14 protein-coding genes and 1 tRNA gene are annotated in these 14,006 nt (G+C 71.8%); 8 read left to right on the top strand and 7 right to left on the bottom strand.

Annotation, left to right across the window (positions count from 1 at the left end; translation table 11 throughout):
- The first annotated feature begins 113 nt into the window (after positions 1 to 113).
- Positions 114 to 620 carry a hypothetical protein gene (locus ACIA8N_RS12410; protein ID WP_365780185.1) on the top strand — a complete coding sequence of 169 codons (507 nt, stop codon included), beginning with the start codon at positions 114 to 116 and terminating at the stop codon, positions 618 to 620.
- A 488-nt stretch (positions 621 to 1,108) separates the two neighbouring features.
- Here ACIA8N_RS12410 and ACIA8N_RS12405 read toward each other — a convergent pair whose 3' ends face one another.
- On the bottom strand, positions 1,109 to 2,122 hold the full coding sequence (locus tag ACIA8N_RS12405) for a hypothetical protein (protein WP_365780184.1): 1,014 nt from the start codon (positions 2,120 to 2,122) through the stop codon (positions 1,109 to 1,111).
- 83 nt (positions 2,123 to 2,205) lie between these two features.
- Entirely contained in the window at positions 2,206 to 2,361 is a 156-nt protein-coding gene (locus ACIA8N_RS12400) for a hypothetical protein (protein ID WP_365780183.1), read from the bottom strand.
- A gap of 234 nt (positions 2,362 to 2,595) precedes the next feature.
- On the opposite strand from ACIA8N_RS12400, the gene ACIA8N_RS12395 reads away from it, so the two are divergent.
- The gene (locus ACIA8N_RS12395) at positions 2,596 to 4,197 is read left to right on the top strand and encodes an ISL3 family transposase (protein ID WP_365780182.1); all 1,602 of its coding nucleotides are present in this window, start codon (positions 2,596 to 2,598) and stop codon (positions 4,195 to 4,197) included.
- Between the two features lie 23 nt (positions 4,198 to 4,220).
- Here ACIA8N_RS12395 and ACIA8N_RS12390 read toward each other — a convergent pair whose 3' ends face one another.
- Positions 4,221 to 4,781 (bottom strand): YrhB domain-containing protein, encoded by a 561-nt coding sequence (locus ACIA8N_RS12390; protein ID WP_365780181.1) that lies wholly within the window; start codon positions 4,779 to 4,781, stop codon positions 4,221 to 4,223.
- A gap of 297 nt (positions 4,782 to 5,078) precedes the next feature.
- Here ACIA8N_RS12390 and ACIA8N_RS12385 point away from each other — a divergent pair, with 297 nt between their 5' ends.
- The 3 genes from ACIA8N_RS12385 to ACIA8N_RS12375 all read left to right on the top strand — a co-directional run bounded on the left by ACIA8N_RS12385 (position 5,079) and on the right by ACIA8N_RS12375 (position 7,179).
- Complete coding sequence (locus ACIA8N_RS12385) at positions 5,079 to 5,462, top strand: IS5 family transposase (protein ID WP_399416222.1); 384 nt, start codon at positions 5,079 to 5,081, stop codon at positions 5,460 to 5,462.
- Between the two features lie 242 nt (positions 5,463 to 5,704).
- Entirely contained in the window at positions 5,705 to 5,962 is a 258-nt protein-coding gene (locus tag ACIA8N_RS12380) for a helix-turn-helix domain-containing protein (protein WP_365780180.1), read from the top strand.
- Between the two features lie 323 nt (positions 5,963 to 6,285).
- Positions 6,286 to 7,179 carry a site-specific integrase gene (locus tag ACIA8N_RS12375; protein ID WP_365780179.1) on the top strand — a complete coding sequence of 298 codons (894 nt, stop codon included), beginning with the start codon at positions 6,286 to 6,288 and terminating at the stop codon, positions 7,177 to 7,179.
- A 99-nt stretch (positions 7,180 to 7,278) separates the two neighbouring features.
- Here ACIA8N_RS12375 and ACIA8N_RS12370 read toward each other — a convergent pair.
- Positions 7,279 to 7,352: transfer RNA gene (locus ACIA8N_RS12370), tRNA-Pro, on the bottom strand.
- 85 nt (positions 7,353 to 7,437) lie between these two features.
- Positions 7,438 to 10,077, bottom strand: a complete 2,640-nt coding sequence (locus ACIA8N_RS12365) for an AAA family ATPase (protein ID WP_365780366.1) — start codon at positions 10,075 to 10,077, stop codon at positions 7,438 to 7,440.
- Between the two features lie 221 nt (positions 10,078 to 10,298).
- Here ACIA8N_RS12365 and ACIA8N_RS12360 point away from each other — a divergent pair, with 221 nt between their 5' ends.
- A complete protein-coding gene (locus ACIA8N_RS12360; protein WP_365780178.1) occupies positions 10,299 to 10,826 on the top strand; it encodes a DUF309 domain-containing protein in 528 nt (175 codons plus the stop codon).
- Between the two features lie 74 nt (positions 10,827 to 10,900).
- Here the strand turns inward: ACIA8N_RS12360 and ACIA8N_RS12355 are convergent, their stop codons facing one another.
- Positions 10,901 to 11,275 carry a DUF488 family protein gene (locus tag ACIA8N_RS12355; RefSeq protein ID WP_365780177.1) on the bottom strand — a complete coding sequence of 125 codons (375 nt, stop codon included), beginning with the start codon at positions 11,273 to 11,275 and terminating at the stop codon, positions 10,901 to 10,903.
- Between the two features lie 28 nt (positions 11,276 to 11,303).
- Positions 11,304 to 11,900: a TetR/AcrR family transcriptional regulator gene (locus ACIA8N_RS12350; RefSeq protein ID WP_365780176.1), complete on the bottom strand. Its 597-nt coding sequence runs from the start codon at positions 11,898 to 11,900 to the stop codon at positions 11,304 to 11,306.
- A 176-nt stretch (positions 11,901 to 12,076) separates the two neighbouring features.
- Between ACIA8N_RS12350 and ACIA8N_RS12345 the strand changes: the two genes are divergently transcribed.
- Both ACIA8N_RS12345 and ACIA8N_RS12340 read left to right on the top strand, forming a co-directional pair.
- Positions 12,077 to 12,871 (top strand): phosphatase PAP2 family protein, encoded by a 795-nt coding sequence (locus ACIA8N_RS12345; protein WP_365780175.1) that lies wholly within the window; start codon positions 12,077 to 12,079, stop codon positions 12,869 to 12,871.
- On the top strand, positions 12,868 to 14,004 hold the full coding sequence (locus ACIA8N_RS12340) for a DMT family transporter (protein WP_365780174.1): 1,137 nt from the start codon (positions 12,868 to 12,870) through the stop codon (positions 14,002 to 14,004). Before ACIA8N_RS12345 ends, ACIA8N_RS12340 begins: the two co-directional genes overlap by 4 nt.
- Positions 14,005 to 14,006: the final 2 nt, after the last annotated feature.

Genomic DNA, 14,006 nt, shown 5'->3' with positions numbered 1-14,006 from the left:
CACACCCCTCACGCCAGCCCCTCCGACCAGCACGTTCGAAGTTGGCGAAGGTTCACAGAACCTGGAGCGAGGACACGACCATCGCCTCCCACGAGACCCTGACCGCTCGGGCTGTGTTCGACCACGAAGCCCGCCGTCGCACCGACACCGCATGGACGATCTTCGAGTACGACGGGCCTGTCGGCGAACGGCTCTGGCTCGCCACCATACCCGCCGGCACGACCGTCCCCCTCGTCCACGCGGTTCTGCAGCACCTCGACTCGCCGCTCCCTCCGTGCGCCACGGAGCCGTACTCCGCGAAGCTGCGCGACGCCGGATGGCACCGGGCAAGCCACCCTGGCCGCACCGTCTGGCGAGCGCCGGACCGCACCCTCACCTTCGAGCACGTGCTTCACGACACGGACGCCCAGTGGGTCCTGTACGGAGGGAACCACCTGGACAGGGCGGCATGGGTCGTAGGTTTCTCCACCGGCGTCCCCCACGTGCTCCTCGGTCAGCTCGCCGACACGGCGGCGGTCCTGCACGGGACCGTCGTACAGCCGCCTGCTCGCCACCGGCAACCGGCGTCCGCCGCCCACATCACCGTTTCCGTTCCTGTTCCTCGCCCTCGTGTCCGATGACCAAGCTCCAGCGGTGCGGTTCCTGCTGGACGCGCGCCTCATCCTGCTCCTCGGGTCCTTCTGACGAAGGGCCCGGGGAGCGCAGATCAACCCGGCGACTTCTCCCGCCGCGCTCGCCGGCTCCCCTCGACTCCACAGGTGCTCCGCCCAGCGCAAGCGCAGCCGCCGCAGCGGAAACCAGGGCCAGCACAGCGAACAGGTGTGGGTACCCACCCAACGTTTGGGCGAGCGCTACACCGGCGAGCGGGGCGATGCCGGCCGGGGCGGTGAGCAGCGCTGAGGGGGCACAGCCCGCGCTCTCCCTAGCGGGGCTTGTCGCCGCGGCCCTCGCCGCCGTCCCGTTCCCGCCCTCGTTCGCCGACGAGTGGCTCCTCCTCGGAATCGGCATCGCCCTGCTGGTGCCCCCTCCATCCACAGGGATGGCCATCCCTACCCGCGCACCTCACCCACCGACCTCCCCCGCGAACAGGCCGTGTGCCTGCCGCGTGTCAGCGGACGGGCTGGGCCACTTGGGCGAGCAGCGCGCCGCTCTCCTCCGCCGCCAGAACGCGCTCCAGGACCAGGCCGCCGGTCATGCCGGGGAAGAACCTCCCGGCCAGCCAGCTCCGCTCGTACGAGGGCGGGTCGAGGACGACGAGGCGCGCCCCGTCCACGACCGGGATGTCGGCGGGGCAGCCCTCGTTCCAGATCCATTCGCCGTCCGCGCCGACCAGGTTGAACGACCCCGTGGTGGACGTCTGCCCTGGCAGGTCCCGGCACATGGCGACAGCCTCGGCCGAGGGTGCCCGGCCCGGGAGGTGTCCGCCACCGACAAGGGCGTCGGCGAGAAGCGTGTGCAGTTGGAAGTTGTCGCCGATGCCGGACGCGCGCAGCGCGAACCCGGCACCGGTGGCGCGGTCGATCGCGACGACGGGCTCGTCGTCGAGGACCGCGAGGGCGTACGCCAGGCACTTGAACGGATCACCCGACAGCTCCGAGACCCGCGCCACGGACGCCCGCAGCTCGGCCTTCCCGGGGGTGCTCCGTCGCACGACGGGCGAGTTCAGCATGGCCACACAGGCCATCTCGAACTGCGGGAGCGACTGCCAGGCCATGACCGGCTCGAAGCCGATCCGCTCGAAGTCCGCCTCCTCAAGGCCCTCGCCCTCGGGGTCGGGCAGCTCGCCACGGCCGGCCGCCGTCCACTTCTCGCAGAACACCGCAGCCGCGTCGAAGGCCCCACGCGCCTGTGCGAAGACGGCGGGGGCGCAGGCGGCCGCGTCCGCGCCCCGTTCGACACAGGCTCCGACCACCACGGCGATGATCCCGCGCGGACCGGGCGGGACCTCGGCCAGGACGGCCGCGAGACGCGGCCCGGCCGCATGGAGTTCCGCGTCCTTGGACTTGTCGACCGTCGCGGTCAGCCGCCCGAAGGCCTTCTCTGCGGCGTCGGCGTCCTGGGAACGGACCGCCGTCTCGAAAGCTGCCACGGCGGCCGGGAACCGCCCTCGTCCGAATATCATCCGCGCACCCTAGCGGAGGGGTCCGACAGGGCCCTTCGGGCCTGTTCCTGTGAAGGTTGGCGTCGTTCGTGTAGTGCGTGCGGTCAGTCCTGCTTCAAAGCCCTGACCTTGTCGCTGATGTGTTGGTCCTGGGCGGCGGTCAGGTCGCGAATGTCCCAGACCAGCCCGGCCACGTCGGCTGTCGCTGGATTCTGTGGCTGGGTCTGATCGAGCGGTTTGACGCCGGCCACGCTGCGCACGTGGAGGAAGCAGCCGAGTGGCCCGCCACCCCCGGTGCCGCCGTTCGTCCGGGCCGCGTCCTGATGTCGACCGCGTGTGACGAAGTGTCGGCGTGGCTTTGTTCACCGGTTTCGGTTCTGGCGCAACTTCTGTGACGCGACCACGCTGGGTGACGGCTGAGCTTCTCCGGGCAGTGCGTGAAGTCGCCCGAAAATCAGCCGTGGTCAAAGCAGCTGGGCTCACAGTTCGGGTCCGTGGAAGAGATCGTGCTCCGGTTGAAGGAGCTGTTGTTCCCGTCGATCGCGGATGTCGCGGTGCTGTCGGTGGACGTGAGCATCGCGATGGTGCGGGTCGACGCGGAATGCACTGGGAACGGTGCCGCTTGCCCGGCGTGCCGGGTCTGGTCGAACCGGGTTCATGGTTCCTACCTGCGGTTTCCCACTGATGTGCCGAGTGCCGGACGAAGTGTTGTTCTCCAGCTGAAGGTCCGCCGGTTTGCCTGCCGGAACTCGGAATGCACCCGCCGCACCTTCGTCGAGCAGATACCCGGCCTGACCCGTCGGCACGGTCAGCGGACCGAGCGGCTGCGCGCGACGCTGGCCTCGGTCGGTCTCGCCTTGGCGGGCCGCGCCGGCGCCCGTCTGAGCTCCGCGCTCGGGGTATGCGTCAGCCGGAGCACCGTCCTGCGCCTGGTCGACGCCCTGCCCGAGCCGGAAGTTCCCGCCCCGCGTGTGGTTGGCGTTGATGAGTACGCAACCCGCAAGGGCCGCCACTACGGCACCGTTCTCGTCGACGTCGAGACCCGCCGCCCTGTCGACCTGCTGCCCGACAGGGAGGCATCGAGCCTGGCGGCCTGGCTCGCCGATCGGCCCGGCGTCGAGGTCGTGTGCCGGGACCGGGCGCCGTTCTTCGCCGAGGGCGCCACCGCTGGTGCACCGCAGGCTGTCCAGGTCGCGGACCGGTGGCACCTCTGGCACAACCTCAGCGAGGCCGCCGAGCGGAGCGTCGCCCAGCACCGTCGCTGCCTCCGCGCGCTGGTTCCCACGGTTCCCGCTCCCGAACCCGAGGCCATCCTGGCAACGGACTCGCACGGTTCTCCTTGGCCGCGCGGGCACCGATTCGCCGATCGGACCCGGGAACGGCATGCCGCCGTCCACGCACTGCCGACAGCGGGACACAGCCAGCGCTCGGTGCAGCGGCAGCTCGGGATGACCTACCGCACCGTCAAGCAGCTCGCAGACGCCGCGATGCCGGAGGAGCCGTTCACCGGTCAGTGGCAGAACCGGCCCTCCGTCCTCGACGACTACAAGCCCTATCTGGACGACCGCTGGAGCGAGGGCTGTACCAACGCCTGGAAGCTGTGGGAGGAGATCGTGCCACTCCATTACAAGGGCAGCTACCAGCGCGTTCGCGCCTACCTGCACGACAAACGCACCTCACCGCAGCCGGTGAGCGCCCGGCCGCCCGCGCCCCGAACCGTCGCCGGATGGATCCTCCGCCGTCCGGACACCCTCACCGAACCCGAGCAACTCCAACTCAAGGCCGTCCGGACGCACTGCCCCGAAATCGACGCCCTCACCAGGCACGTCCGCTCCTTCGCGACCATGCTCACCGAGCGCCAGGGCGAGCGCCTGCCCGACTGGCTCGACGCCGTCCGGCAAGACGACCTGCCCAACCTCCACACCCTCGCCGCAGGCATCAGCCGCGACCGCGACGCCGTCATCGCCGGCCTGACTCTGCCCTGGAGCTCAGGTGTCGCGGAAGGGCACGTCAACCGGATCAAAATGCTCAAGCGCCAGATGTACGGCCGCGCCGGCTTCTCGCTGCTGCGCAAGCGAGTCCTCCTCGCTTCGTGAGGGCAGCTGCTGCTGTCAGCACCTCAACGGTTCGCGGCTCTGCGAATGGTGACCACGGACAAGAACGGGTCGGTAGGCGGCACCAGCTCCCTGGAGGAGACCTCTACAAGGTGCGCCGGAGCATCACCATGCTGCAAGGCGGTCACGTACTCGATGATCTGAGCGTGGGAGAGCACGGGCACTCTTTGGCGCAGGATGTGCATGGCATGAACCCTCCCACGAGCGCCTGCCACCGCCCGGACCTCATCATGCAGATCGTCCACTGCGGTCCGCGTGACCTGTCTTCGAACGCGGACTCGGTAGTCCGCCTCCCACGCGTCCGTTACTGCGGAGACGACACCGATCTGATGCAGGCTCCCGTCGACGCGGTCAACAAGGTACGGCCCATTCCCGGCCAGCGCGAAGTCCGGGTTTCGGGTGCGCAGGTACTCCTCAGATGTCCAGGAAATTATCCATACCAGCTCATGCTGCTCTACATGCGACACAGCCATGCGCATCGGGACAAGCCCAAGCGAAAGCTCTCGCTGGTAGTCGCGTTCCAGCTCTTCCTCAACGATCTGAACCGCGGCATCTCGTTCAATCACTTTGGCAGCATCTCGTACGGCCAGGATGGCTACCACCAAGTTTGCTGCTCGATTCACGCCTTGGCAGACCGCAGTGGACGCACGCGAACGGCGCCGACGCTGCTGATCCCCCGAGCTATGGGGCAACCAGACGGTCACTTACGGTGACATCGTCACAGAAGTTGTGCCAGAGCCCGTTCTGGCGGACAGAGCCAGTCGCCGGGAAGCCGGTCAGATGCGGTGATCGCGTAGGTAGGGTCGAGGCACACCGTCCTAGACAGTGTCTTCAAATGATCACCGCTGGTGGATCATGGTGTCGTGATACCTCGTCATGAACTGTCGGACGCTGAGTGGGAGTTCGTCCGGCCGCTGCTTCCCGAGTCGTTGCGGGGGCGGAAGCGGCTGGACGACCGCCGGGTCCTGAACGGGATCGTGTGGAAGTTCCGGACCGGGACGGCCTGGCGGGACGTGCCCGAGCGCTATGGTCCGTGGGCGGCGCTGCACACGCGTTTCCGCAGGTGGGCGGCGGACGCTACGTTCGACCGGATGCTGCGGGCCGCTCAGGCGAAGGCGGATGCGGCGGGCGATATCGAGTGGCTGGTGTCGGTCGACTCCACCGTCGTCCGGGCTCACCAGCATGCGGCCGGGGCTCGGAAAGGGGGCTCCGCGACCCGGCCCTCGGCCGGTCCCGAGACGGCCTGACCGGCAAAATCCACCTGGCCTGCGACGGCGGGGGCCGTCTGCTCGCCTTCGTCGTCACGGGCGGCAACACCAACGACTGCACCGGTTCACCACCGTGATGGAGGCGATCCAAATGCCCCGGATCGGACCGGGGCGGCCCCGGGTCCGGCCCGATCACGTCCTGGGCGACGTGTTCCTCTTCCCCCGCCCCCACATACCTGTGGCACCCGACGCCACACCAGCAGCTCGCAGGAACCGACGACATGGAGACAGCCGCACACACCGTGAACTCATCCCGCCCCGGAGTCCCCTCGCCGCTTCTCGGCGGAGCCTGGTACACCACCAACGATCTAGCGAGAATGCTGGGACTCGATCCCTCCACGCTGCGCCGCTGGCGTACCTCTCGACCGCCGCAAGGGCCACCCTTCGCCTGCGTCTCCGAACGCGTCGTCATGTACAGCGCGACCGACGTCGAAGAATGGCTGCACAGCCGCCGCACCGCCCCCAACGAGGCAGCTTGATGGCCCACATAGAGGCCGTTCCTGTCGGCGTACGCCTTACCACGGACGTCGAACACCGACCCGACAGAGCCAACCCGTACCGCGCCCGTGTCCGCTGGTTCGGCCCCGTGACCTAGCGTCGGAAGTACCTGTCCGAGGGAAAGGACAGCGAAGAAGAAGCCCAGGCTTGGATCCAGACCATCATCGAGGCTGCGCAGGCCGGCCTTCCCCCCTCGGTGACCACCATGAAACTCGCCGAATACGGTGCCACGAACATGGAACTCGCTCTACGCGGGCTGGAATTGAAGACGCGCGACCCGTATCTCGCAGGATGGCGAGTGCGCGTGGTGCCGTCCCTCGGGCACCTGCCGGTCCGGATGATCACCAACAGGGCCATCGACAGGACCGTCCAGTACTGCATCGCCGACGAGCACAGTCGCTCGACCGTCAAGCACACCATCGCCGTCCTGGTCCGCGTCATGGAGCAGGCAGTCCGGGACGGCATCATCAAGTTCAACCCGGCTCGCGTGACGGGCCGGCAGAAGCTCTACAAGAAGGCCGAGGACGAACTCCTCGACCCACGGGCACTCGCCCTCCCCGGCTGGGAGGCGCTCGTCGAGCTGGCCGAGGCACTCGTGGCCGCCTCCCATGACGAGTACCGAGGCTGGGGCGATGTCGTCCTCTTCGCCGCCTGCACGGCCGCGCGCATCGGCGAGGTCTCCGGCTGCCGGGTCGGGGACATCGACACCACCAACTGGATCTGGACCGTCCGGCGCCAGACCACCCCGGCTCCGGGCGGCCTCGTCGACAAGGGGACGAAGGGCAAGCGAGCCCGCAAGGTCCCCATCATCGAGGAGATCCGTCCCCTCGTCGCGCAGCACCTGCTGGCCGCCGGACCCGCTCCCGACGCGCGCATGTTCACCGGCCCCCGAGGAGGCCGCATCTCCACGGCGGTCCTGCGCGACGCCACCCACCGGGACGACGTCGTCCTGAAGCTCGGCTACGAGCACCTTCGCCGCCACGACCTCCGGCACACCGGACTCACCTGGTTCGCCGACGCCGGGGTCCAGGTGCACGTCCTCCGCAAGATCGCCGGCCATGGCTCGCTGACCACCACCCAGCGATACCTGCACCCCGACGTGCACAAGATCACCGCAGCCGGCGCCGCACTCTCGGCACAACTCAGCGTGCTCCGCGCGCCCCGGTCCCTGCCAAGCCCGATTGTGGTCGCCCGCTGACGCGGTCAAGGCGAGTTGGTCCCCAAGTGGTCCCCAAAAACGAGTCAGGGGTCGTTTCAGATTGCTCTGAAACGACCCCTGATCTGCGACTCTTTCGAGTCGGGACGACAGGATTTGAACCTGCGACCCCTTGACCCCCAGTCAAGTGCGCTACCAAGCTGCGCCACGTCCCGGTGCGCGTCTCCGCCGGGTTTCCCCTGCGTCGGCGTGCAGGGAAAACATTACCTCACTCCGGAGGGTGGGTTGACGCACGGGCTGTCACGGGTCGGCGGTGAGGGTGTCCGCGCCGCAGTCGGCGGCCAGGGACGTCGCTTCGGCGAGGGCGGCGGCCGAACCCGTCGCGTGGGCGAGGTCCCGGCGGGCGCGGGCCTCCTCGTAGCGGGCGGGGGACGCGGCCAGGTGTTCGACGGCCCGGGTGAGGAGCCGGCGGGACTCCTCGGGGTCCGCGAAGAGGGACAGGCAGCGGAGGGATTCGCCGAGCGCGGTGGGTGTGCCGAGGTGTTCCGCGTGGACGTGGGCCTCGACGGCGATACGGGCCGCCCGGTCCGGATCCTTCGGCGCCAGGGCGCGGGCCAGGTCGAAGGGCCAGGGGGCCCAGACGCCGTGGTGCCTGCCGCGGCCGGTCAGGGACTCGGCCGCCGCTTCGAGGGTGGCCACCGCCTCCTCGGTCCGGCCCTCGGCGAGCAGCAGCCGGCCGAGGACGCTGGGGCCGTCGGGCAGCACGATCGCGCCCGGCCAGGGCGGGCCGAAGGCGTAGCGGTCGGCGACCTGGCGGGCCTCGGCGGTACGGCCGCGGGCGAGCAGGGTGTCGACGAGGAGACAGGCCGTGTCCCAGTGGACGGGGAGTCCGGTGCCGACCCGGTCGGCGAGCCGCAGTCCCTCCTCCAGGTGGTGCTGCGCCCGGGGCAGGTTTCCGCGGCGCCGGTGGACCAGGCCGAGGAGGGTGTGGGCGAAGGCGAGGTGGGCGCCGCTCCAGCCGGAGATCTCGAAGGCCCGGACCGCCTCGCCGAAGAGGGCCTGGGCGCGGTCGGGACGGTCGGAGAACGCGTACGCGATGCCCGTGAGCGCCGGGATCTCGAAGCCCCAGGTGGTGTCGGTCCAGCCGAGGCCCCTGGCGGGTACGCCGTCGACGAGGGTGCGGTCGCAGAGGCGTACGACCTCGTCGGCCGGTTCGCCGCGCATCATGCCGTCGAAGGCCCGCACGGCGACGAGGGCCCGCTCGGAGTTGTCGGCGCAGGTGAAGTGTTCGGTGAGCTCGGCGAGGCGGCGGGAGCGGCCGGGGCCGTCCTCCTCGGAGGCCTGGAACCCCTCGAACATGAAGTGTGCGGCCTGGAGGCGGCGGCGGCCGATGCCGGACGGGGTCCTGGCGGCGGCGGCGCCGGCGGTCCTGGCCGCCTCCTGGAGCTGGTTGTCGTGGGCGAGGGCCTGGGCGAGCCGGTGGGTCGCGTCGATGCGCAGGGCGTCGTCGAGACCGGGCAGTTCGAGCGCGGAGCGCAGGTGGCGGACGGTGGCGCCGGGTGCGGTGAGCAGGGAGGCGCAGCCGAGTTCGTACAGGACGCGGGCGTACGTCTCCGGTCGGGGCGGTTCGGCGAGGGCGCGGCCCAGGCAGCGGCGGGCCGCGTCGGGGGCTCCGACGGCGAGGTGCTCGACGGCGGCGGCGCGCAGTTGCCTGACGACGTCCTCGTCGTCGTCAGGGTGGACTTCGAGGAGGTGTCGTGAGGCGGCGGCGGGGCCGTGTCCCGCCTCGGTGAGCGCCCAGGCGGCGCGCCCGTGGAGGGCGGTCCTGGTGGCCGGAGGGATCGATCCGTAGACGGCGGTCGCGATCAGCGGGTGGGTGAACTCCAGGGAGTCTGCGGCGGAGTCCGGGGCGGCGGGCCTGGTCTGGACGATCCTGGCGTCCCGGAGCCGTTCGGTGTGGTCGGCCACGTCTCCGGGGCGCAGGCCCGTGAGTTCCGCGAGGAGTTCCGGCGTGCTGTCCGCGTCGAGGACGGCGATCGCCCGCGCGAGCCGGGTCGGTCCGGCCCCGAGTTCCTCCAGGCGGCTGACGAGTCCACCGCCGCGGGCGCCCGCGCCGAGGTCGCGGAGCAGGCCGGCCGATCCGGCGACGGGTTCGAGCATCCGGTCGCGGGCCTTGGCGAGCAGCTCGACCGTCTCGTACGGGTTGCCGGAGGTCACGGTCCACAGCTCTTGGCAGAACGGCTCGTCCGCGTGTCCGCCGAGCACGTCGCGGGCCAGTGCCGTGGTGGCCTCGGTGGTGAGGGCGTGCAGGCCGAGGGTGAGGACGGCGCGGTCGCCGAGCGCGGCGAGGGTGGCGGGCGCGCCCGGTTCGCACGGTCCCGGCGGCAGGGGGCGGTGGGCGAGGACGACGAGGGCGGGCAGGCGTCGGTCGCGCCGGATCCGGGTGAAGGCGTCGAGCCAGGCCAGGGATTCGGCGTCGGCCCAGTGCGCGTCGTCGACGAGCAGCACCGGCGGCCGGTCCCGCAGCCGTTCCGCGAGGCGCTCCAGGAGCCGGGCGAGTCCGAGGAGTACGCCCTGCGGGTCGGCGGGTGCGTCCGTGGGCGGGGGCGCGAGCCCGAGCGCGGGGGCGAGGAGGTCGAAGTGTTCGCCGAAGAGGTGGTGGACGTCCTCGGCGCCGAAGGGGTCGAGGGCGGGCTGGAGGAGCTGTCGGGTGAGGTGGAAGGGGACCGAGGTGAGGGTCTCGCCGCCGCGGGCGGTCAGGACGGTGCACCGGTCCTGGGCGGTTCGGCGTATCTCGGCGAGGAGTGCGGTCTTCCCGATGCCGGGCTCTCCGCGGTAGACGAGGATGCCGCCCTGGGCGGGTCCGCCGGCCGCGGCTCCGGCCACGAGTTCGTCGACGGCGTGTGCCGCGGCGGCGAGTTCGGGGCCGCGTTCGAGCAGGGCGCCGTGGTCCTGGGCGACGGTGGCCGCCGGGTGTCCCTGACCGGGATGCGCCTCCGACGGCCTTGCAGGTGGCGACTGTTCCGCTTCCGACGACACCGGTCTCACTCCCCCACACGAGCAACTGCCATGACGTGACCCGCGCGACCCACGCGGACCAGTGAGGCGCTGGACCGACCAGCCTAGCGGTCCTGATCGTTCCGGGGGGCGACAATGGACGGGTGAAACGGACAGGGAACGACCGGGGCAGGGACCGTGACGACGAGGGGCGGGCCCGTAGCTCTCGTCCCCGGGACGGACTCGGCCGGCCGCTGCCGTACGGGGCGGAGGGGGTGCCACGGCAGCCCGAGGGGGTCGTGCGCGCCCCGGCCGAGACCCTGCGCGAGGCGCAGCGGCTGCTCGACGCGGGAATGCCGTTCCACGCGCACGAGGTCTTCGAGGACGCCTGGAAGTCCGGTCCGGCGTCGGAGCGGGACCTGTGGCAGGGCCTCGCGCAGCTCGCCGTGGGCCTGACGCACACGGCACGCGGCAACGCGGCGGGCGGGGCGCGGCTGCTGCGCCGCGGCGCGGACCGGCTCATGGCCGGGCGTGGCGCCGCCGAGGCGTACGGGATCGACGTGGACGGGCTCGTGGCCTGGGCGCGGGATCTGGCCGGCCGTGCGGGAGCGGTGGACCCCGCCGCGGTCGACGCGGTCGACGCGGTCGACGCGGCAGCCGAGGCGCCGGGGTTGCGCGGGGACAGAGCTTGACGGTCAGGGCCTGACGGTGGGCTTGACGGTCAGGGCCTGGTCCCGCGAGCCCGGTGTGATCCGGACGCCAGGCCCTACGTCGCCGGCCGGTCCAGTTCGCGGAGCAGTACCGAGGTGTGGCTGAGGGCCGGGTCCTTCGTGGCCGTGAGGAGGGTGACGGTGTCCTTGCTCGCGAGGTCGCGCAGCCGGTCGAGGGCCGCGGCGGCCTCGGGGGCGGCGAGTTCGGCCTCGTAGCGGCGGCGGAACTCCTCGTACTCGCCGTCCGGTCCGTGGTACCAGCGGCGGAGTTCGGTCGACGGGGTGAGCGCCTTGGGCCATTCGTCGATGCGGGCGTCCGTTCGGGCGAGTCCGCGCGGCCAGAGCCGGTCGACGAGGACCCGTACGCCGTCGTCGGGCGACGGGGTGTCGTAGACCCGGCGGACGCGGATCTCGGGAGTGCGTGTGGCCATGGCCCCAGGGTGCCGGACGACGCCCGCCCTAGGCGCGCAGCGCCGGGAGGAGGACGGCGTCGACGAAGGCCCGCATGGTGGAGGCGTCCGCGAAGCGTTCCTCGAAGAGGCGCTCGATGCGGAGCATGCCCATGAAGCAGGGGGCGACGAAACCGATCGCGGGGTTGCCGGCGTCGATCTCGCCGCGCTCGACGGCCCGGGCCACCACCGCGTCGATGGCCGCGACCTCGGGGGCGATGACGGTCTCGCGGAGCGCGGCGCGCAGGTCGGGGTGCTGGATGAAGGCCTGGGCGACGGCCTCCATGAGTTCGGCGTCGCGTTCGCGGTGGGAGGCGGCGACGCGGGCCGCCTCGCGCAGGTCGCCGGCGAGGGTGCCGGTGTCGATGCCGGCGAAGACGGTGCAGCGCCGCCGGGCGAGCGCGGCGGTGACGAGCTGCGGTTTGGTGCCCCACTGCCGGTAGAGCGTGGCCTTGCCGCACTTCGTGCGGGCCGCGACGCCCTCCATGGTCACGGAGTCGTAGCCGCCCTCGCGCAGCAGGCAGAGCACGGCGTCGTACAGCTCCGTCTCGCGCTCCGGCGTGATCTTGCTGCGCCGGGCCGCCGCGGTAGCCGCCTCTGTGGACATCGATCCCTCCAGGACCCCTCCGGGACACACCTCTGTCTGCACATACGAGAGTAGGGGGTGCACAATCGAGACGCAAACGTATCGAGACGTTTGCGTCTCGATGAAATCGGATCTACGCTCACTTCGTTTGTTGGCGGTTTGACTGCTTACCGATGCACTGACGAGAGGGCCGCACCATGGCTGCCGGGATACGCGAAAGCGGCGAGGGGGACGACGGCGAGACCGCCAGACCGCCCCTCCTGCGCGAACTCGCGCTCGTCACCGCCCTCTTCCTCGTCTACAAGTGCGGCCGGCTCTTCGCCAACGGCCACGAGACTCGTGCCTTCCGGAACGCCGACCGCGTCTGGGACGCCGAGCGCGCGATCCACCTGCCGAGCGAGGAAACGATCCAGCAGCTGCTGCTGCACGGCGAACCGCTCATCCGGGCCGCGAACACCTACTACGCGGCCGTGCACTTCCCGGCCACGCTCGCCTTCCTCGTCTGGCTCTACCTGCGGCGCCCCGCCCACTACGTGTGGTCGCGCCGCGTGCTCGCGCTCCTCACCGGCGCCGCGCTCGCCCTGCACCTGCTGATGCCGCTCGCGCCGCCGCGGCTGCTCGCCGCCGGCGGGCTCGTGGACACCGCCCGGATCTACGGCCCCTCGGTGTACGGGGCGACGCCGGAGACGGACTCGATGGCGAACCAGTTCGCGGCCATGCCCTCGCTGCACTTCGGCTGGGCCCTGATGGTCGCGATCGGCCTCATCGCCGCCACCCGGTCCCGCCTGCGGATCCTGTGGCTGCTGCACCCGCTGCTCACGCTGCTCGTCATCGTCGGCACCGCCAACCACTACTGGTTCGACGCGCTCGCCGCCGCCGCGCTCCTCGGCCTGGCGCTGCTCGCGGTCCGCACCCCGGGGCGCCGGACGACGCCCCCACCCGTACCCCGCACCCTCGGTACGGCACCTCTCCCAGTCGGAGCCCACCGATGAACCCCGCCGCCGGCACCGCCCTCGCGGTCCTCCTCTCGCTCGTGTCCGCCGCCGGGTACGCGCTCGCCGCCGTCGCCCAGTCCCGGCTCGCCGCCGCCTCCCCCGTCCAGGACGGGCGCGGGGCGCTGCGCGGGCTCTTCGCCCGCGGGCAGTGGTGGGCGGCGGTCGGCCTGAACGCCGCCGGAGCCCTCGCCCACGTGGCCGCCCTGCACTACGGCCCGCTGACCCTGGTCCAGCCGCTCGGCGCGCTGACGCTCGTGGCGGCGCTGCCGCTCGGCGCGTACTGCGCGGGGCGTCGCGTGACGCGGGCCGAGTGGCGCGGGGCCCTGTGGACCCTGGGCGGTCTCGTCGGACTTGTCGCCGTGACGGGACCGACGACGCCCGGCGAGGCGCTCAGCCTGCGCGAGTCCCTGATCGTCGCGGCGGCGACGGCGCTCCTCATCGCCGTACTCGCGTCGGGACGGCTGTACGGGCGCGAGCACGGCGCGGGTCAGGCCGCGACCGGGGGCAGGAGCGCCCGCGGGCTCGGTCACGCCACCGCCTCCGGCATCGCCTCGGGCGTCGCCTCCGCGCTCACCCAGACCCTGACGGCCGCGCTGGCACTCGAACTTCCCGGTGGCACCCCGGCCTGGTGGCAGACGACGCTGCTTGCGGTGCTGATCTCCGGCTTCGCGACCGGCGGGCTACTGCTCTCGCAGGCCGCCTACCAGGGTGGCCTCGCGGCGCCCCTCGCCGTGGTGAACCTCTCCAACCCGGCCGCCGCCGCGGTGATCGGGGTGGCGCTGCTCGGCGAGACGTTCCGGGCGGGCGCGTGGGGCTGGCCGGTCGCGGCTGGCGCCTCGCTGGTCGCGGCGCGGGGCGTCGTCCTGCTGACGAAGGGCAGCCCGCCGGCCGTTCCGGCGCCGGAGCCCGGCCCGGCCGGATCCACGCGCGCGCGTGCGGTCGCCCTGGAGACGCGGCCCGTACCGTCGCCGCGCGCCACCGGCCCGGCGTCCACCGACGCGGCGGCCCCCGCCCCCGCCACCCCGGCCCCCGCCACCCCGGCCCTCGCCGTACCGGGTCCGACCGGATTGGACCCGACCGGCTCAGGCCTCGCCTCCGCCCTCGCCGCCAGCGGGCGGGCGACCGCCTGAGG

This window comes from Streptomyces sp. NPDC051822, assembly GCF_044452745.1.
Lineage (GTDB): Bacteria > Actinomycetota > Actinomycetes > Streptomycetales > Streptomycetaceae > Streptomyces.
Note: the sequence above shows the minus strand (reverse complement) of the source record. Positions and strands in the feature narration are given on the sequence as shown.

Excerpts from the sequence above, each read along its gene's own strand:
- ACIA8N_RS12405 (WP_365780184.1), bottom strand. The coding sequence starts at position 2,122 with ATGATATTCGGACGAGGGCGGTTCCCGGCCGCCGTGGCAGCTTTCGAG.
- ACIA8N_RS12380 (WP_365780180.1), top strand. The coding sequence starts at position 5,705 with ATGGAGACAGCCGCACACACCGTGAACTCATCCCGCCCCGGAGTCCCC.
- ACIA8N_RS12355 (WP_365780177.1), bottom strand. The coding sequence starts at position 11,275 with ATGGCCACACGCACTCCCGAGATCCGCGTCCGCCGGGTCTACGACACC.
- ACIA8N_RS12350 (WP_365780176.1), bottom strand. The coding sequence starts at position 11,900 with ATGTCCACAGAGGCGGCTACCGCGGCGGCCCGGCGCAGCAAGATCACG.
- ACIA8N_RS12345 (WP_365780175.1), top strand. The coding sequence starts at position 12,077 with ATGGCTGCCGGGATACGCGAAAGCGGCGAGGGGGACGACGGCGAGACC.
- ACIA8N_RS12340 (WP_365780174.1), top strand. The coding sequence starts at position 12,868 with ATGAACCCCGCCGCCGGCACCGCCCTCGCGGTCCTCCTCTCGCTCGTG.